Annotated in this window: 18 protein-coding genes; 15 read left to right on the top strand and 3 right to left on the bottom strand. The window is 69.4% G+C overall.

All coding sequences use genetic code 11. The features are described from left to right. The first annotated feature begins 66 nt into the window (after window positions 1-66). Window positions 67-1,077, top strand: coding sequence for an ATP-binding cassette domain-containing protein (locus tag AX769_RS13230; RefSeq protein WP_066280128.1), 1,011 nt, complete (start codon window positions 67-69; stop codon window positions 1,075-1,077). Beyond that, window positions 1,074-1,886, top strand: a complete 813-nt coding sequence (locus AX769_RS13225; protein WP_066280126.1) for an ABC transporter permease — start codon at window positions 1,074-1,076, stop codon at window positions 1,884-1,886. Before AX769_RS13230 ends, AX769_RS13225 begins: the two co-directional genes overlap by 4 nt. A gap of 89 nt (window positions 1,887-1,975) precedes the next feature. On the opposite strand, the gene AX769_RS13220 is transcribed toward AX769_RS13225, so the two are convergent. The 3 genes from AX769_RS13220 to AX769_RS13210 are packed head-to-tail and all read right to left on the bottom strand — an operon-like array spanning window position 1,976 to window position 6,383. Further along, complete coding sequence (locus AX769_RS13220) at window positions 1,976-5,344, bottom strand: BTAD domain-containing putative transcriptional regulator (protein ID WP_082763804.1); 3,369 nt, start codon at window positions 5,342-5,344, stop codon at window positions 1,976-1,978. 54 nt (window positions 5,345-5,398) lie between these two features. Further along, on the bottom strand, window positions 5,399-5,683 hold the full coding sequence (locus AX769_RS13215; protein ID WP_066280122.1) for a hypothetical protein: 285 nt from the start codon (window positions 5,681-5,683) through the stop codon (window positions 5,399-5,401). A 40-nt stretch (window positions 5,684-5,723) separates the two neighbouring features. After that, window positions 5,724-6,383 carry an NAD(P)H-binding protein gene (locus AX769_RS13210; protein ID WP_066280118.1) on the bottom strand — a complete coding sequence of 220 codons (660 nt, stop codon included), beginning with the start codon at window positions 6,381-6,383 and terminating at the stop codon, window positions 5,724-5,726. A 62-nt stretch (window positions 6,384-6,445) separates the two neighbouring features. Here AX769_RS13210 and AX769_RS13205 point away from each other — a divergent pair, with 62 nt between their 5' ends. From AX769_RS13205 to AX769_RS13145, 13 genes are all read left to right on the top strand, one after another. After that, complete coding sequence (locus AX769_RS13205; RefSeq protein ID WP_066280116.1) at window positions 6,446-7,399, top strand: NADP-dependent oxidoreductase; 954 nt, start codon at window positions 6,446-6,448, stop codon at window positions 7,397-7,399. 57 nt (window positions 7,400-7,456) lie between these two features. Beyond that, window positions 7,457-9,490: a threonine--tRNA ligase gene (gene thrS, locus AX769_RS13200; RefSeq protein ID WP_066280115.1), complete on the top strand. Its 2,034-nt coding sequence runs from the start codon at window positions 7,457-7,459 to the stop codon at window positions 9,488-9,490. 2 nt (window positions 9,491-9,492) lie between these two features. Then, a complete protein-coding gene (locus AX769_RS13195) occupies window positions 9,493-10,083 on the top strand; it encodes an HIT domain-containing protein (RefSeq protein WP_066280114.1) in 591 nt (196 codons plus the stop codon). 11 nt (window positions 10,084-10,094) lie between these two features. After that, window positions 10,095-11,018, top strand: a complete 924-nt coding sequence (gene pdxS, locus AX769_RS24735; RefSeq protein WP_066280110.1) for a pyridoxal 5'-phosphate synthase lyase subunit PdxS — start codon at window positions 10,095-10,097, stop codon at window positions 11,016-11,018. A gap of 65 nt (window positions 11,019-11,083) precedes the next feature. Beyond that, a complete protein-coding gene (gene pdxT / locus AX769_RS25260) occupies window positions 11,084-11,617 on the top strand; it encodes a pyridoxal 5'-phosphate synthase glutaminase subunit PdxT (RefSeq protein ID WP_239452040.1) in 534 nt (177 codons plus the stop codon). A gap of 55 nt (window positions 11,618-11,672) precedes the next feature. After that, window positions 11,673-12,437, top strand: coding sequence for a YebC/PmpR family DNA-binding transcriptional regulator (locus AX769_RS13180; protein ID WP_066280108.1), 765 nt, complete (start codon window positions 11,673-11,675; stop codon window positions 12,435-12,437). A gap of 26 nt (window positions 12,438-12,463) precedes the next feature. Further along, entirely contained in the window at window positions 12,464-13,042 is a 579-nt protein-coding gene (ruvC, locus tag AX769_RS13175) for a crossover junction endodeoxyribonuclease RuvC (RefSeq protein WP_066280106.1), read from the top strand. Further along, window positions 13,039-13,644 carry a Holliday junction branch migration protein RuvA gene (ruvA, locus tag AX769_RS13170; RefSeq protein ID WP_066280104.1) on the top strand — a complete coding sequence of 202 codons (606 nt, stop codon included), beginning with the start codon at window positions 13,039-13,041 and terminating at the stop codon, window positions 13,642-13,644. Before ruvC ends, ruvA begins: the two co-directional genes overlap by 4 nt. A 16-nt stretch (window positions 13,645-13,660) precedes the next feature. After that, entirely contained in the window at window positions 13,661-14,692 is a 1,032-nt protein-coding gene (gene ruvB / locus AX769_RS13165; protein WP_066280101.1) for a Holliday junction branch migration DNA helicase RuvB, read from the top strand. Between the two features lie 79 nt (window positions 14,693-14,771). Then, window positions 14,772-15,203 (top strand): preprotein translocase subunit YajC, encoded by a 432-nt coding sequence (yajC, locus tag AX769_RS13160; protein ID WP_066280096.1) that lies wholly within the window; start codon window positions 14,772-14,774, stop codon window positions 15,201-15,203. Window positions 15,204-15,294: 91 nt separating this feature from the next. Further along, window positions 15,295-17,118, top strand: coding sequence for a protein translocase subunit SecD (gene secD, locus AX769_RS13155; protein ID WP_082763803.1), 1,824 nt, complete (start codon window positions 15,295-15,297; stop codon window positions 17,116-17,118). Beyond that, complete coding sequence (gene secF, locus AX769_RS13150) at window positions 17,118-18,098, top strand: protein translocase subunit SecF (protein WP_066280093.1); 981 nt, start codon at window positions 17,118-17,120, stop codon at window positions 18,096-18,098. The genes secD and secF overlap by 1 nt, the downstream gene beginning before the upstream one ends. Next, entirely contained in the window at window positions 18,095-18,436 is a 342-nt protein-coding gene (locus AX769_RS13145; RefSeq protein WP_066280089.1) for a rhodanese-like domain-containing protein, read from the top strand. The genes secF and AX769_RS13145 overlap by 4 nt, the downstream gene beginning before the upstream one ends. Window positions 18,437-18,476 lie beyond the last annotated feature (40 nt).

Raw genomic sequence — 18,476 nt, 5'->3', positions numbered from 1 at the left:
CGTGTGAGCGCCCCCGTGCACCATCGATTCATCCGGCGAAGCGCCGGGTCACCGAAAGGACCGCCAATGAGCACCCCCACCGACTGGGCCGTCGAAGCCCACGGCCTCGTCAAGACGTTCGGCGAGAACCGAGCGGTCGACGGCGTCGACCTCAGCGTCCGCGCCGGAACCGTCTACGGAGTCCTTGGCCCGAACGGCGCCGGCAAGTCGACCGTCATCAGCATGCTGGCGACTCTCCTCAAGCCCGACGCCGGCACGGCCACGATCTTCGGTCACGACGTGCGCCACGAGGCGCAGGTCGTGCGCCAGCTGATCGGCGTCACTGCCCAGTTCGCGAGCGTCGACGAGAAGCTGTCGGCCACCGAGAACCTCATCATCTTCTCGCGTCTCCTCGGCCTGTCGCGGGGCGACGCCCGCCGCAAGAGCACCGAGCTGCTGGAGGAGTTCGGCCTCACCGAGGCCGCCAAGCGCCCGCTCGCGAAGTTCTCGGGCGGCATGCGCCGTCGCCTCGACCTCGCCGCCAGCCTCATCGCCCAGCCGCCGCTGATCTTCCTGGACGAGCCGACCACGGGCCTCGACCCGCGCACCCGCTCGCAGATGTGGGACACCATCCGCCGCCTCGTCACCGAGGGCTCGACCGTGCTGCTCACCACGCAATACCTCGAGGAGGCCGACCAGCTCGCCGACCGCGTCGCCGTGATCGACACCGGCCGCGTCGTCGCCGAGGGCACCGCCGACGAGCTGAAGGCGTCGATCGGCGAGTCGTCGCTGCAGCTGCGCATCGCCGACCCGGGCGAGATCGAGGACGCCCGCCGGGCCATCCGCTCAGTGCTCGGGGTCGAGGCGACGCTGTCCCCGGAAGCCGGCCGGATCACTGCCCCCATGGCCGACCCCGACCGCGTCACCGACCTGCTCATCACCTTCCGCGAGGCGGGCATCCGTCTCACCGAGATGAGCGTGCAGAAGCCCACCCTCGACGAGGTCTTCCTCACCCTCACCGGCCACGGCGTCGACTCCGACACCGAGGCCTCCTCCGACCAGACCACCACCGCTCAGAAGGGCAAGGTCAGCGCATGACCGCCGTCACCAATCAGCTGCTCGCCCAGAAGCTGAAGAACCACGTCAGCCTCGGGCAGACGGTTCGAAACTCGTTCACGATGGCCTACCGGGGGCTGCTCAAGGTGCGTCGCACCCCCGAGCAGCTGATCGACGTGACGATCCAGCCGATCATCTTCACGCTGATGTTCACGTTCCTGTTCGGCGGGGCCATCGCCGGCAGCGTCCACGCGTACCTGCCTCTGATCATCCCCGGCATCCTCGTGCAGACGGTCATCACGGGCTCGGTCACGACCGGGGTCCAGTTGCGCGAAGACATGGACAAGGGCGTGTTCGACCGGTTCCGGTCTCTGCCGATCGCGCGAATCGCGCCGCTCGCAGGGGCCCTGCTGGCCGACACCGTGCGCTACGCCATCGCTACGACGATCACGCTCATCATGGGTGTCATCCTCGGCTGGCGCCCTGACGGAGGCTTCGGCTTCATCGTGCTGGCCGGCCTGCTGGTGATCGCCTGCGCCTGGGCGATCAGCTGGATCTTCGCGTTCTTCGGCGTCACGGCCCGCAGCGCGTCGAGCGTGCAAGGCATCTCGTTCCTGGTGCTGTTCCCGTTGACGTTCCTGTCCAACGCATTCGTGCCCACGACGTCCCTTCCGTCCTGGCTGAAGGCCTTCGTCAACATCAATCCGGTGTCGCACCTGGTCACGGCCATCCGCGACTTGACCAACAGCGGCACTGTCACGGGCGACCTGTGGATCGCACTCGTCGGCGCCGCCGTGATCGTCGCGATCTTCGCGCCGCTCACCGTGCGGGCGTACATGCGCAAGGCGTAGCAGCCCGCGGCGCTCGCCGCACTGGCGAGAAGTCGCCTTCCGGTCGGGAATGTGGTCCGCGGACCACCTCGACGACCGGGAGGCGACTTTCAGTGTGCGGTCGGCGCGAGCGGGGCCGACGGGACGAGCGCCGGGCGCAGGGTGCGATCGGCCAGCAGGTCGATCGCCAGGCTCAGGGCGTCGGCGGGGGAGAGCCCCGCCGCCTCGGCGCGGAACCGGTCGAGCGCGGGCAGCTCGTCGGCGGGGACGGCCGCGAAGTGCGGCGCCTGGACGAGCACGCCGAGATCCTGCCGGGCGCCCAACCGCTCGCCGAGCGCCAGGAGGCGCAGGCCGAGCTCGGGGCGATCGACCGGCCCGCCCGGCGCGCGCAGCCAGAGCCCCAGGGCGAAGGCGCAGGACCCGAGGATGGGGACGTCGTGAAACATGCCACGCACGCGCCGCCCGGCCACGAGGCGCACGCGGAGCCGCGTGGCCAGCCGGCCAGTGGCATCCTGCGCCCCCATGCCGCTGGTGACCCGAGCCGCGAGGGCTGCGGCGCCGACCAGCTCGCGCCACGGCGAGAACAGGTCGCCGTGGCGGAGCGCCTCGGCGGAGGCGTCGTAGGTGGCGACCCCGTCGGCGACGCGCCCCTCGGCCAGAGCGATCTCGGCGAGGCCGGCGCGGCTGACCATCGTGAGGTCTTCGCCATCGGCGATGGCGTCCGGCTCGTCGGCCTCGGAGAAGCGCTCGAAGATCGCGCGGGCCTCGTCGAGCCGGCCGAGCTGCACGAGGGCGAGGCCGGACAGCCATTCGGCGCGATGCACGTCGGCGATCGCCCCGACCGCGTCGAGGCCGTCGCGGCTCCGGGCCGACCACGAGAGCGCCTCGGCGGGGCAGCCGCGCTGCATGTGCAGCTCGGCGACCTGGCCGGCCGCGGTGGCCTCGCTCCACACGTGCCGACCCTCGACGGCGATCGCATGGCTGCGCAGCGACAGCGCCATCGCCTCGTCGACGTCGCCGTCGTTCTCGTGCACCTGCGCGCTCACCAACGAGGTGAGCTCGACGACACTGGTGTGCGACGACCGCACGCCCTCGTCGAGGAGGGCCTTGAGCGAGGCGAGATCGGTAGTGGCTGCCACGAACAGCCGCGATGTCATCTCGACGAACGGGTCGTCGGCAGGTCCGCCCTCCCGCAGACGCCGCAGCGCGCCGAGCGCGACGAGCCCCGTGCGACGGTCGCCGAAGAAGGTGAGGCTGCCGGCGAGCGCGAGGCCGAGCAGGGCGGCGTCGCGGTGCTCGCGAGCGGGCCTCGACCGGAGGAGCGCGCGGACGGCGACCTTGCCGAATTCCGCGACCTCCTCGTGGATGCCGCGGAGGGTCCAGTGGTAGCCGAGCGCCGCGAAGACGACCACGACCACATCGTCGCGGCCCTCGTCGGCGGCGTGCCGCAGCACCGAGATGAGGTTGTCCTGCTCGGCGGCGACGGCTGAGATCACCCGGACCTGATCCGTGCCGTCCAGCCGTTCGAGAGCGAAGTGCGAGAACGCGAGCGCCCAGCCGTACAGTGCGTCGCGCACGAGCGCGCTCTCGCCGGCTTCGTGCAGCCGCGCCAGCCCGAACTCGCGCACCGTCTCGAGCATCCGGTAGCGGACGGCGCCGGTGCGGCGATCGTCGACCACCGAGACCAGCGACTGGGCCACCAGCCCGTCGAGGTCGTCGTCGACGAGCGTCTCGGCGCTCCTCTTGCCGCCCTTCACGTCGCAAAGATCGCAGGAGGCGACGTGAGCGGCCGCATCGGCACTGAACCCGGCCGGCAGCGGCGACAGCCGGCGCAGGAGGCGCTGTTCGCTCGGCCCCAGCAGGTTCCAGCTCCAGTCGATCACCGCGGTCAGCGTGCGGTGGCGCTCGGGCGCCGACCGGTCACCGGAGGTCAGCAACGCGAAGCGGTTGCCGAGCCGCCGTTCGATCTCGTCGACCGGCATCGATCGCACGCGAGCGGCGGCCAGCTCGATGGCCAGCGGCAGCCCGTCGAGGCGAGCGCACAGGCGCTCGACCACGTCGCGCGGCAGCACGGCGCCCGGCCGGGCCTGCCGCGCTCGCTCTTCGAAGAGCTGGGCGCCGGCGCCCTCGACCGGCAGCGGCTCGAGCGGGTGCAGGCGCTCGGCCGCGATCGCGAGGGGCGAACGGCTCGTCGCCACGATCGTCACATCGGCGCTCGAGGCCAGAATGTCTGCCACCCACTCCGCTGCGGCATCGACGAGGTGCTCGCAGTTGTCGATCACGAGCAGCATCGGGCCCTCGTCGATCGCGCCGATGATGCGTTCGCGCACATCCGCGCGCGGCATCACTTCGCCGCGCGGCAGACGGGTCACCGCGGCGTCGCGGATGCCCAGCGGATCGGCGATCGCCGCGGGCACGTCGGCGGCGCTCCGCACAGCGCCGAGCTCGACCACCACGACCGACAGCTCGGGCCTCGTCTCGTGCATCCGCCAGCCGACCTCGTGGGCGAGCCGGGTCTTGCCGAGGCCGCCGGCCCCCAGGATCGTGACGGCGCGACCCGGTTGGAGGCTCGCGACGACCTCGTCGACATCGCGATCCCGGCCGAGCAGCTCATTGGGAGCGCGGCGCAACCCGCTCACGCGCCCGGTGCGCCGCGGCTTCGCAGCGGACGCGTCGCGCGCGGGAGGAGTGGCTTGCGTCTCGGCGTCGTCTCGCAGCAGCTCGGTGTGCAGCGCGACGAGGCGAGGTGAGGGGTCGATGCCCAGCTCGTCGGCCAGGGCTTCACGATGGGCGGCGAAGAGGCGCAGCGCCTCGGGACGCCGGCCGAGGCCGCCGAGAGCGCGCAGCCGGAGCTCGAGTGTGTGCTCGTCGCCTCCTGCGGCCGCGAACGACGGCGCTGGCCCCGCCGCAAGCGAATCGAGATCGTCGAGCGCTGCCGCGTGGTCTCCGACGGCCTCTCGAGCTTCGGCCCGCACGGTCAGCAGGTCTGCCCTCAGACGGTGGGCGGCTCTGGCGAGCTCGCCGGCGAGCCCTTCGGTCTGGAGGTCGGCGCCGGGCTCTCCGCGCCACAGGCCGAGCGCCTCGCTCGACGTGAGTTGAGCGATCGCCGGGTCGGCCGAAACCTCGCTGCGGGAGGCACGAAGGAGGCGCTCGGCTTCGTTGAGATCGGTGAGCACCGCCGCTGAGAGGCGGTAGCCGGTGGTCGTCGACTCGATCAGGCCGCGCGGGCCCGTCTGCCGCACCCGGGAGACCAGTGTCTGCAGTGCGGGCTTGGGCGAGCCGGGGGGAGTCTCGCCCCAGACGTCGTCGACGAGGCGAGCAGAGCTCGCCCCGTCGGACCCGGCCAGGGTCAGGGCGACGAGCAAGGCCTTCGCGAGCGCACCCGGGGGCTCGATAAGGGAGGCGTCGTCGTCGTGGCCGGTGACGAGCACTCGGCCGAGGACGGCGACCGCCACGCGCGTAGCGACCTCGGAGGACACCCGACGAGTGTATCGCGACCCGTTGCCTCAGCGATACATCGGCGACCTATCGGTTCAGGCAGCCGAGTCGGTGGCGAACCAGATCTCGCCGAAGTCGCGTGCCGAGGCCGCGCTGGCGAAGGTGCCGCGCAGATCGGGGTGAGCGCCGTCGACGACGAGCACCTCGAGCCCGCGGGCGAGCAGCTCGTCCAGCAGCTCGTCGACGAAGCCGTGGTCGGCGAGAGCGTTGAGACTCGCGTCGATCTCGACGTGGGCGGCGCCCTCGTCAGGCAGGGCCTCGGCGAGGACACGCCCTTCGGACGGGCTCTGGAGCAGCGGGGGCAGGGTGATCGTGAACATCTGGTGAATGAACCTACTCCGAGCGGCCCGCCGACGACAGCTATCGGGCGACGGCCGCCTTCACCGCATCGACCACGGGGGTGTCGCCGCCGACGAGCTCCCAGGTGAAGCCGATGCTGGCAGGCTCGTCGAGCACGGCGACGACGGTGGCGGCTACATCGGCGCGGCTGATCGGCACGCTCGAGACGCGGGTGCCGAGCTCGATGCCGTCGGCGGCCAGATCTTCGGTGAGGGCTCCCGGCTCGAGGATCGTCCAGTCGAGACCCGAATCGCGCAGGTGCGCGTCACCCGCGCGCTTGGCCGCGTAGTAGGCCTCCCAGAACGGCCCCGACAGGCTCGACGGGGTGCCACCGGATGCCCCCACGGCCGAGATCTGCACGAAGCGACGCAGGCCGGCCGCGGCCGCCGCGTCGATGCTCTTGATGGAGCCGTCGCGGTCGACGGCATTCACATCGCCGCCGTTGCCGCCTACTCCGGCGGCGAAGACGACGGCGTCAGCGCCGCGGAGCGCGTCGGCGTAGTCGTCGACGCTGCTCGAGACGAGGTCGAGCACGACCGGGGTGCCGCCGAGGGCCTCGATGGTCGGGCCCTGGTCACCCGACCTGACCAACGCGAGGGCTTCGTCGCCCCGGGCGCTGAGCCGACTGATGAGGTGCCGGGCCGTGAGACCGTTGCCCCCGACGATTGCGATGCGTGCCATGAGTGCCTCCTGGGTGCTTACCGGCGAGCGTACGCTTCGAGGTGCCCGACGAAAGGACCGCCATGAGCGACTCACCCGCCCCCGAAATCCCCACGCACGGCCGCGCCGTCCGCTTCGACCACTACGGCGACCGCGAGGTTCTGCAAGTCGTCGACGTCGAGGTGTCGCCTCCTGCTGCCGGTGACGTGCTCGTGGAGGTGAAGGCTGCGGGCACGAACCCCGGCGAGGCAGCGATCCGCCAGGGCTTCCTCGACTCGATGTTCCCGGCCACCTTCCCCTCCGGCGAGGGCACCGACTTCGCCGGCGTCGTCGTGAGCGCAGGAGGCGACGTGACGGCCTGGCATCCTGCCGACGAGGTCATCGGCTGGTCGGAGCAGCGCTCCAGCCATGCCGACTTCGTCACCGTGCCGGCGCACCAGCTCGTCGCCAAGCCGAGGGGCGTGTCATGGGAGGTCGCCGGCTCCCTCTTCGTGGTCGCGGCCACCGCGACGGCCGCCATTGCGGCCATCGGCCCGAAGCCCGGCCAGACGGTCGTCGTCTCGTCGGCCGCCGGGGGAGTGGGCTCGCTCGTCACCCAGCTGCTCGTCGTCGACGGCGTCGACGTGATCAGCATCGCCTCCGCGGGCAACCACGAGTGGCTCCGCAGCGTCGACGCGCGCCCCGTCGCCTACGGCGAGGGCCTCGCGGACCGCATCCGCGAGCTCGCGCCGAACGGCGTCGACGCGCTGATCGACACTTTCGGCGACGAGTACGTGCACCTCGGGGTCGAGCTCGGCCTCCAGCCCGACCGCATCGAGACGATCATCGCGTTCGGGGCCGCCGCCGAGATCGGCGCCTTGTCGAAGGGGTCGTCCGACGCGTCGACGCCCGAGGTGCTGGCGCACGTGGCGAAGCTGCTCGACCAGGGCAAGGTCACGCTGCCCATCGCGCAGACCTTCCCGCTGACCGAGGTGCGGGCGGCGTTCGAGTTGCTCGAGCAGCACCACGCCCACGGCAAGGTCGTGTTGGTCCCCTAAACTGGACGGAACCCTTTTCGACAGTGAGGAAGACGATTGTCTGACGCAGTAGAACCCGTGGCCGCCTCGATCCAGCCGATCGAGGTCACGGAGACTACGACCGGATTCGACCTCTTCCCCGACCGCAGCATCGTCGCCGTCCGCGTCGACGGCGCCCTCTACGACATGGCCGCCACCTTCGAGCCCGCCAGCCCCGATGAGAGGCCCTGCCTGGCCGAGCCCGTGCCGATCGACTCGCCGCAGGGTCTCGAGATCCTGCGCCACTCGACCGCCCACGTCATGGCGCAGGCCGTTCAGAGCATCAACCCCGAGGCCAAGCTCGGCATCGGCCCGCCCATCGACGACGGCTTCTACTTCGACTTCGACGTCGCCGAGGCATTCACCCCCGATGACCTCAAGGCGATCGAGAAGGTCATGGAGCGCATCGTCAAGGCGAACCAGCGCTTCGTGCGCCGCGTCGTCAGCGAAGTCGAGGCGCGCGAGCTGATGGCGAACGAGCCGTACAAGCTCGAGTTGATCGGCCTCAAGGGGCCGGCCGGGCTCGACGAGGCGGCAGGCGATGCCGGCACTGTTCTGGTCGATGAATCCAGCGTCGAGGTCGGCGGCGCCGAGCTCACCGTCTACGACAACGTCGACGCGAAGACCGGCGACGTCGTGTGGCGCGACCTCTGCCGCGGCCCGCACCTTCCCTCGACCCGCCTGATCCAGAACGGCTGGAAGCTCATGCGGTCGGCCGGCGCGTACTGGCGCGGCTCCGAGAAGAACAAGCAGCTGCAGCGCATCTACGGCACCGCCTGGGCCACCAAAGACGAACTGCGCGAGCACCTCGGCCGCCTCGAGGAGGCCGCAAAGCGCGACCACCGCAAGCTCGGCGCCGAACTCGACCTCTTCTCGTTCCCCGACGAGCTGGGCTCGGGCCTGGCGGTCTTCCACCCCAAGGGGGGCATCATCCGCCGCGAGATGGAGAACTACTCGCGCGAGCGCCACGAGGCCGAGGGCTACGACTTCGTCTACACGCCCCACATCACCAAGTCCAACCTGTATGAGACCAGCGGCCACCTCGGCTGGTACAAGGACGGCATGTTCCCCGCGATGCACCTCGACGAGGCGCGCAACGAGGAGGGCGAGATCGTCCGCCAGGGCGCCGACTACTACCTCAAGCCCATGAACTGCCCGATGCACATCCTCGTGTACCGGTCGCAGGGCCGCTCGTACCGCGACCTGCCGCTGCGCCTCTTCGAGTTCGGCACCGTCTACCGCAACGAGAAGTCGGGCGTGATCCACGGCCTGACCCGCGTCCGCGGCATGACACAGGACGACGCGCACATCTTCACCACCCGCGAAGAGATGGCGAACGAGCTCAAGACGACGCTGGGCTTCGTGCTGTCGCTGCTCAAGGACTACGGGCTCAACGACTTCTACCTCGAACTCTCGACCAAGGATCCCGAGAAGTACGTCGGCGACGACGCCACCTGGGAAGAGGCGACGGAGACGCTCGCACAGGTCGCTCGCGAGACCGGTCTCGAGTTGGTCCCGGATCCTGCCGGCGCCGCCTTCTACGGCCCGAAGATCTCGGTGCAGGCGCGCGACGCCATCGGCCGCACCTGGCAGATGTCGACCGTGCAGCTCGACTTCAACCTGCCCGAGCGCTTCGGCCTCGAGTACACCTCGGCCGACGGCACGCACCAGCGCCCGGTGATGATCCACCGTGCGCTCTTCGGATCGATCGAGCGCTTCTTCGGCGTGCTGACCGAGCACTATGCGGGCGCTTTCCCGGTGTGGCTCGCGCCCGTGCAGGTCGTCGGCATCCCTGTGGCCGAGGAGTACGGCGACTACCTCGACGGGATCTCCGCCCAGCTCAAGGCGCGAGGCGTGCGCGTGCAGGTCGATCACAGCAACGACCGCATGCCGAAGAAGATCCGCACCCACACCAAGCAGAAGGTGCCGTTCCAGCTCATCGCCGGCGAGGAGGATCGCGCTGCAGGCTCGGTCAGCTTCCGCTACCGCGACGGGTCGCAGGAGAACGGGATCCCCGTCGACGAGGCCATCGAGAAGATCGTCGCGGCGATCGAGACCAAGGCGCAGGTCTGAGAGTGACCGACCCTCGGGAGGAGGCGGACGTCGTCGAGTCGTCCGCCTCCTTCGCGGCGGCACCCGACGCCTTCCAGCGGCTCTGGACGCCGCACCGCGCCGTCTACGTGCAGAAGGGGCAGGGCGCTCACGACGACAAGTGCCCGTTCTGCGCGGCGCCCGGCAAGAGCGACGACGAGGCTCTGATCGTCGCGCGCGGCGAGCACGCCTACGTGCTCCTCAACCTCTTCCCGTACAACCCGGGGCACCTGCTCGTCTGCCCGTATCGCCACGTGTCGACCTACGACCGGGCCACCGCCGAGGAGGTCGCCGAGATCGGCTCGCTGACTCAGACCGCGATGCGGGTGCTCACCGAGGTGTCGCACGCGCAGGGCTTCAATATGGGCATCAACCAGGGCGATGTCGGCGGCGCCGGCATCGCCTCCCACCTGCACCAGCACGTCGTGCCGCGCTATGGCGGCGACTCGAACTTCTTCCCGATCATCGCCGAGACGAAGGCGATCACGCAGCTACTCGGCGACGTGCGCCAAGCCGTCGCCGACGCCTGGCCGAACGACTCGGCTCCGAGCGATCCGGGCGCTTCGACACCGTAAGCTACAGCATCATGAGCGACAGCACCCCCACCACCGATTCCTCCCTCACTGCGCCCGCCACGGGGTCCTCCCTGGTCAAGCGCGGTCTCGCCGACATGCTCAAGGGCGGCGTCATCATGGACGTCGTCAACGTCGAGCAGGCTCGCATCGCCGAAGACGCGGGCGCCACTGCGGTCATGGCCCTCGAGCGCGTCCCCGCCGACATCCGTGCGCAGGGCGGCGTGGCCCGCATGTCCGACCCCGACATGATCGACGAGATCATCAAGGCCGTGAACATTCCGGTCATGGCGAAGGCGCGCATCGGCCACTTCGTCGAGGCGCAGATCCTCGAGACCCTCGGCGTCGACTACATCGACGAGTCCGAGGTGCTGAGCCCGGCCGACTACGTCAACCACATCGACAAGTGGAAGTTCACGGTGCCGTTCGTCTGCGGCGCCACCAACCTCGGCGAGGCTCTCCGCCGCATCACCGAAGGCGCGGCCATGATCCGCTCGAAGGGCGAGGCCGGCACCGGCGACGTCTCCGAGGCCACCAAGCACATCCGCACGATCACGAGAGAGATCGCGGCCCTCCGCCACCTTCGCGAAGACGAGCTCTACGTCGCCGCGAAAGAGCTGCAGGCCCCGATCGAGACCGTCCGCGAGGTCGCAGCCACCGGCAAGTTGCCCGTCGTGCTCTTCACCGCCGGTGGCGTCGCCACCCCGGCCGACGCAGCCCTCATGATGCAGCTCGGCGCCGACGGCGTCTTTGTCGGCTCCGGCATCTTCAAGTCGGGAGACCCGGCGCTTCGCGCAGCCGCGATCGTCAAGGCGACCACGTTCTACGACGACGCGAAGATCGTCGCCGAAGCCTCGCGCGGTCTCGGCGAGGCCATGGTCGGCATCAACGTCGCCGACATTCCGGCCCCGCACCGCCTCGCGGACCGCGGCTGGTGAGCCGGCCCCCCCTTCGCATCGGAGTGCTCGCCCTCCAGGGCGACTTCCGTGAGCACCTGCACGTCATGGGCATGCTCGGTGCGGAGGGCGTGCCCGTGCGCCGCTCGTCCGAGCTCGACGGTGTCGAGGGCCTGATCATCCCCGGCGGCGAGTCGAGCGTCATGGACAAGCTGTCCCGAACGTTCGACCTGGCCGCGCCGTTGAAGGCTGCGATCTCGAGTGGGCTGCCGGTCTACGGCACGTGCGCCGGTCTGATCATGCTGGCCGATCGCATCCTGGACGGCATGGCGGGTCAGCAGAGTCTGGGCGGCCTCGACGTGTCGGTGCGACGCAACGCGTTCGGCTCGCAACGCGACTCGTTCGAAGAAGACCTCGAAGTGCCGGTGCTCGAGGGCGGGCCCGTGCACGCGGTGTTCATCCGGGCGCCCGTCGTCGAAGAAGTCGGCCCCGCGGCCCGCGTGCTCGGGCAGTTGAGCGACGATCGCGTCGTCGCCGTCGAGCAGGGCGACCTCCTCGGAACGTCCTTCCACCCCGAGATGACGCACGACTACCGATTCCACGAGTACTTCTTGACGAAGGTGCGCGCCCGCCGCGACTGACACCGGTCGTGGGTAGACTTGTGGCGACTTATTGCAAGGCAACGACAGGAGCACCGTGTCCGGGCATTCCAAGTGGGCGACGACCAAGCACCAGAAGGCGGTCGTCGACGGCCGTCGCGCGAAATCGTTCGCGAAGCTGATCAAGAACATCGAGGTGGCCGCCAAGATGGGCGGCGCCGACTTCGAGGGCAACCCGACGCTCGTCGATGCCGTTCAGAAGGCGAAGAAGACCTCCGTCCCCAAGGACAACATCGATCGCGCGGTCAAACGCGGCGCCGGCCTGAGCGGCGACGCCGTCGACTACCAGACCATCATCTACGAGGGGTACGCCGCCAATGGCATCGCGCTGATGATCGAGTGCCTCACCGACAACAAGAACCGCGCGGCCGCCAACGTTCGCACGGTCATGTCTCGCAACGGTGGCACGATGGCCGACCCCGGCAGCGTCGCCTACAACTTCAGCCGCAAGGGCGTCATCACGGTCATGAAGACCGACAACCTCTCTGAAGACGACGTCATGGCCGCCGTGCTCGACGCCGGTGCCGAAGACGTCGTCGACCAGGGCGCCGGATTCGAGGTGCAGACCGATCCGAGCGATCTCGTGCCGGCGCGCACCGCGCTTCAGGCGGCCGGCATCGACTACGACGCCGCCGACATCGAGTTCGTGCCCGGCCTCAAGGTCGAGGCCGACGCCGAGACGGCCCGTAAGGTGTTCCGCCTCATCGACGCGCTCGACGACGACGACGACGTGCAGAACGTCTACTCGAACATCGACGTGACGGCCGACGTGCAGGCCGAGCTCGACGAAGACGACGAGTAGAGGCGCTTGTTCACGGTGGTCGGGGCATGACCCTGAGGGTGCTCGGCGTCGACCCCGGCCTTACCCGCTGCGGTGTCGGCATCATCGAGGTCGACACGACCAGGCGCCCGTCGCTCGTCTCCGTCCATACGATCCGCTCGGCATCCGACGCGCCGCTCGAGCAGCGCCTCCTCATCATCGCGCGGGGCATCGAGGCGCTCGTCGACGAGTTCCGGCCCGACGCGATGGCGATCGAGCGAGTCTTCGCACAGAACAACGTACGCACGGTGATGGGCACCGCCCAGGTCAGCGGTCTGGCCCTCCGGGCAGCCGCCGAGCGCTCGATCCCGGTCGCCCTGCACACGCCGTCCGAGGTCAAGGCGGCAGTGACCGGCTACGGCTCGGCCGACAAGAAGCAGGTCGGCGCGATGGTCGCGCGCCTCCTCGGCCTCGACGAGGTGCCGAAGCCGGCCGACGCCGCCGACGCGCTCGCGCTGGCCATCTGCCATGCCTGGCGCCGCGGCACCGACCGCACCCCGAACGCCCCGGCCCACGGCCTGACACCCGCCCAACGAGCGTGGCGCGACGCCGAGAAGTCGGTGCGCACTCCTAGGCTGGGCGGATGATCTCCAGTCTCCGCGGCTCCGTCGCCGCCGCATCGGGCGGGACGGTCGTCGTCGAGGTCGGGGGAGTCGGCTACCGCGTCGCGGTCACACCGCAGTTGGCCCTGTCCTCTCCCATCGGATCTCCGGCCTTCCTGCACACGGCGCTCATCGTCCGCGAAGACGACATGTCGCTCTTCGGCTTCTCGACGACCGACGAGCTCGAGGTGTTCGACCTGCTGCGGGGCGTCACCGGAGTCGGCCCGAAGTCGGCCCTCGGCGTGCTCGCCCACCTCACGCCGTCGCAGGTGGCCACGGCGGTCGCCTCCGAAGACGACGCCGCCTTCCGCCGCGTCTCGGGCATCGGCCCGAAGACCGCGAAGCTGATCATCGTGCAGCTCGCCGGCAAGCTCGACATCCGCGTCCAGGCGCCGACCGTCACCGCCCGCTCGACGACGTCCGCCGACGTGCTGGTGGCCCTGATCGGCCTCGGGTGGTCCGAGCGCGACGCGCAGAGCGCGATCGACGCGGTGCTCGACGACGCCGACCCGTCGGTCTCCTCCGCGGTCCCCGCCCTCCTCCGGGCGGCGCTCACGCGTCTCGGCCCGCAGCGGGCCTCCGTCTGATGCGGCGGTCCCGCTGATGGGCGCCGACGACCTCGACCTCACCAAGCCCGAGCTCGAGAACGACGCCGAGCTCGCCTTCGAGGGCGCTCTCCGCCCCAAGTCCCTGAGCGAGTTCGTCGGGCAGACGAAGGTGCGCGGCCAGCTCGAGCTGCTGCTGCGCGCCGCGGCGATGCAGTCGCGCACGCCCGACCACATCCTGCTGGCCGGCCCTCCCGGCCTCGGCAAGACGACCCTCGCGATGATCGTCGCGCACGAGGGCAACCGACCGCTTCGCATGTCGTCGGGCCCCGCCATCCAGCACGCCGGCGACCTGGCCGCGGTCCTGTCGTCGCTGGTGCCCGGCGAGGTGCTCTTCATCGACGAGATCCACCGTATGGCCCGCTCGGCCGAAGAGATGCTCTACCTGGCCATGGAAGACTTCAGGATCGACATCATGGTCGGCAAAGGGGCGGGCGCCACCAGCATCCCGCTCGAGCTGTCGCCGTTCACCCTCGTCGGCGCCACCACCCGGTCGGGCCTCCTCCCCAACCCGCTCCGCGACCGCTTCGGCTTCACCGCGCACCTCGAGTTCTACGACGAGACCGAGCTCGAAGAAGTTCTGCGGCGCGCCGCCGCCCTGCTCGACATCGACATCGACAAGCGCGCCCTCGTCGAGATCGCCGGCCGCTGCCGCGGCACCCCGCGCATTGCGAACCGCCTGCTGCGCCGCGTCCGCGACTACGCCCTCGTGCACGGTCAGCGCGCCGACCTCGCCACCGTGCAGGCCGCCCTCGAGCTCTACGACGTCGACTCGCTGGGGCTCGATCGGCTCGACCGGGCCGTCCTCGAGGCGATCCTGAAGCGGTTCGACGGCGGCCCCGTGGGTCTCAACACCCTGGCGGTCTCGGTCGGCGAAGAGGCCGACACGATCGAATCAGTCGTCGAGCCCTTCCTCGTGCGCGTGGGCCTCGTGACCCGGACGCCCCGGGGCAGGATCGCGACACCCGAGGCCTGGCGCCACTTCGGCATCGAGAGGCACCCAGGGGGCCTCTTCGGCGATGGCCTATAATCCTCGGAGGCTTCTCAGCCGCCGCGACTGATCTCCTCGCGGCACAACCACCTCCCCTCTTTCGAAAGAAGACGACACCATGGGCAGTTACGGCGAATACATCATCCTTCTGATCCTTGTTGTGCTCATCGTGGTGATGTTCCGCAACAGCCGCAAGAAGAAGCGCGACCAGGCCGAGCTGCAGCTCAAGATGCAGCCCGGCAGCGAGATCATGCTGACCTTCGGCCTCTACGGCACCCTCGTGAGCCTCGACGAAGAGAACAACGTGGCCGACGTCGAGATCGCCCCCGGCACCGTCATCAAGGTGCACCGTCAGACCCTCGGCCGTGTCGTCGAGCCCGTCGCCGACACCACCGATGTGACCACCGCCACAGCCTCGACCACCGGCACCGAGTCGGCCTCGTCCTATTCGCTGAACGAAGACCACGCCATCCCGTCGGCCGAGCCCGACTTCGGTGAGCGCATCCAGACCAACACGACCGCCCGCGACAGCGACACGCACACCAACTGACACTGTCACGCGATCCGGCCGACCGGCCGGATCCCCACCCGGTGAGGCAGCGCTCCGGCGCGCTCACCGCCTGAGAAAGCTGAGTTCCTCCGTGGCACGATCGACGCCCGCGAAGAAGGCCCTTCGTTCCCTGACCTGGCTCCTGATCATCATCGCCGCCATCGCGGCTCTCAATGGCGCCGCGACGATCCTGCACAAGGCGACCAACAGCACGACAGGCTGGTGGAGCGACGCCAGCTTCGTACCCCAGCTGGCCCTCGACCTCCAGGGCGGAACGCAGATCACTCTGCAGGCCCAGCTCCAGAGCGGGAAGACGGTGTCGTCCGACCAGCTCAACCAGGCCGTGACGATCATCCGCCAGCGCATCGACGCCGGCGGCGTGTCCGAGGCGGAGATCAACACACAGGGCAAGAACAACATCGTCGTGTCGATTCCGGGCAAGCCCGACGCCGCCACTCTGAAGCGCATCGAGTCGGCCGCCCGCCTGACCTTCCGCCCGGTGCTCTACACCGGCGCCTCGACCAACACCGCCGTCGGCAAAGACAAGGCAGGCAAGGTCACGTCGAGCCCGACGCCGTACTCGCCGCCCGCCACGGTGCCGAACACCTACACGGCCAAGCCGACGAACGGCAGCGACCTCAGCTACATCTCGCAGGCCCTCGCCGACACCTACACGAAGTACAACTGCGACGCCCCGAACGACGTCTCGAACTCCTCCGACTCGAAGCCCCTGGTCACCTGCTCGACCGACGGCACGGCGAAGTACATCCTCGGCCCCGTCGAGGTGCAGGGCTCGACCATCAGCGACGCGACGAGCGGCATCGCCACCAACTCGCAGGGCAACAGCACCGGCCAGTACGCCGTCAACATCACCTTCAACGGCACCGGCTCGAAAGACTTCGAGGCCGTCACGAGCCGCCTGGTCTCGCTGACCGCCCCCCGCAACGAGTTCGCCATCGTCCTCGACGGCGATGTCATCACGGCACCGACCACCAACTCGGCGATCACCGACGGCAAGGCGCAGATCACCGGCTCGTTCGACGCCGTCAGCTCGAAGACGCTCGCCGATCAGCTCAAGTTCGGCGCCCTGCCGATCAGCTTCACCGTGCAGAGCAACGAGGTCATCTCGGCGACGCTCGGCTCGACGTCGCTCCTGGCGGGACTGATCGCCGGCCTCATCGGCCTGATCCTGGTCGTGATCTACTCGATCATCCAGTACCGCGCCCTCGCCTTCGTCACGATCCTGTCGCTGGCGATCTCGGGCGCGATCACCTACCTCACGATCGACTTCCTCTCCTGGCACGACGGCTACCGGCTGTCCCTGGCGGGCGTGGCCGGTCTGATCGTGGCGATCGGCATCACGGCCGACTCGTTCATCGTCTACTTCGAGCGCATCCGCGACGAGTTGCGCGACGGTCGCATCCTCGAATCGGCGGTCGAGGCCGGGTGGACGAGGGCGATCCGCACGATCCTGGCGTCCGACTCGGTCAACTTCCTCGCGGCCGCGACGCTCTACATCCTCGCGATCGGCAGCGTGAAGGGCTTCGCGCTGACCCTGCTGCTGACGACTCTCATCGACGTCGTGGTGGTGGCGCTGTTCACGCACCCCATGCTTCGCCTCCTCGCACGCACCCGCTTCTTCGGCGGCGGCCACAAGTTCTCTGGCCTCGACCCGGACGCCCTCGGCGCCGTCTACCGTGGTCGCGCCCAGTTCCGCGAGCCCGTCGTGGCCGGTCGCAAGAGGGCCGGCGGCAAAGAGGCCGTCAAGCGTCAGACCATCGCCGAGCGTCGCGCGGCCGAGGCCGCTGCGGCCAAGAACGGCGGCCTGCCCCCGGCCGACTCGACCACCTCCACCGACACCACCGCAGGCACGGGCGAATCGCGCACCGACTCGAAGCCCGGAAAGGACGCCTGATGGCCAGCTTCTCCACGTTCGGCAACGATCTCTATACGGGCAAGCGCTCGTACAACATCATCGGCCGACGCAAGACCTGGTACCTCATCGCGGCGGTGATGATCCTGATCGCGATCATCGTGCCGATCGTGCGCGGTGGGTTCCAGTTCAGCATCGACTTCACCGGCGGCTCCGAGTACCAGATCTCGGGGCTCAAGAACCCCGACCAGAGCATCGCGACGAACACCGTCAAGTCGTTCGACGCCAATTCGGTGCCGCTCGTCTCGGTGGTCGGCAACAACACCGTCCGCGTGCAGGCCAACAACCTCTCGACCACGCAGACCGATGCCCTCGGCACCAAGCTGGCCCATGCCTACCACGTCTCCGACAACAAGGTCGCGACGTCGTTCATCGGTGCGACCTGGGGCGGTGACATCACCGGGCAGGCCGTCCGAGGCCTCGTCGTCTTCCTGATCCTCGCGGCGATCTTCATGACCATCTATTTCCGCACCTGGAAGATGGCGGCCGCGGCGATGGTCTCGCTACTGCACGACCTCGTGATCACGGCGGGCGTGTACGGCGTGCTCGGCGTGCAGGTCTCGCCGGCAGCCGTGATCGGGTTCCTCACGATCCTGGGGTACTCGCTCTACGACACAGTGGTGGTCTTCGACAAGATCCGCGAGAACAACAACGAAGACAAGAACGGCTCGTCGCGCACCTTCGGTGAGTCCGTCAACCTGGCGGTCAACCAGACTCTCGTCCGCTCGATCAACACGTCGGTGGTCGCCCTGCTGCCGGTGGCGTCGATCCTCTTCATCGGCTCGCTGCTCCTCGGCGCGGGCACCCTCCGCGACATCGCCCTGTCGCTGTTCATCGGCATCCTGGTCGGCACGTACTCGACGATCTTCATCGCGGCGCCCGTCTACTCGCAGATCCGCGGCCACGAGGCGTCGATCAAACAGAGCGACGCCAAGAAGGCCAAGGCGGTGGTGGCCCCGTGAGCGTCGAACGCCAGCAGGTCACGGCCGACGAAGCCGTCGGCGAGGTCGCATCCGGTGCGTACCTCCTCGACGTCCGCGAGCAGCACGAGTGGGATGCAGGTCACGCACCCGACGCGCACCTCCTGCCGATGTCCGAGCTCAGCGCTCGCGTCGAAGAGATCCCGCATGATCACGAGATCCTGGTCGTCTGCCACCTCGGCGGGCGGTCGGCGCAGGTGACGGCCGCGCTCCGCAATGCGGGCTACGACGCCGTCGACGTGCTCGGCGGCATGGTCGCCTGGCAGAACGCTTCTGGCGAACTCACGAGCGAGAACGGCTCCGCGCCGCAGGTCGGCTGACCCGGACGGGTATTCTGGAGTTTCGACTCGACACGAGAGT

The sequence above is a fragment of the Frondihabitans sp. PAMC 28766 genome (assembly GCF_001577365.1).
GTDB lineage: Bacteria > Actinomycetota > Actinomycetes > Actinomycetales > Microbacteriaceae > Frondihabitans.
Note: the sequence above shows the minus strand (reverse complement) of the source record. Positions and strands in the feature narration are given on the sequence as shown.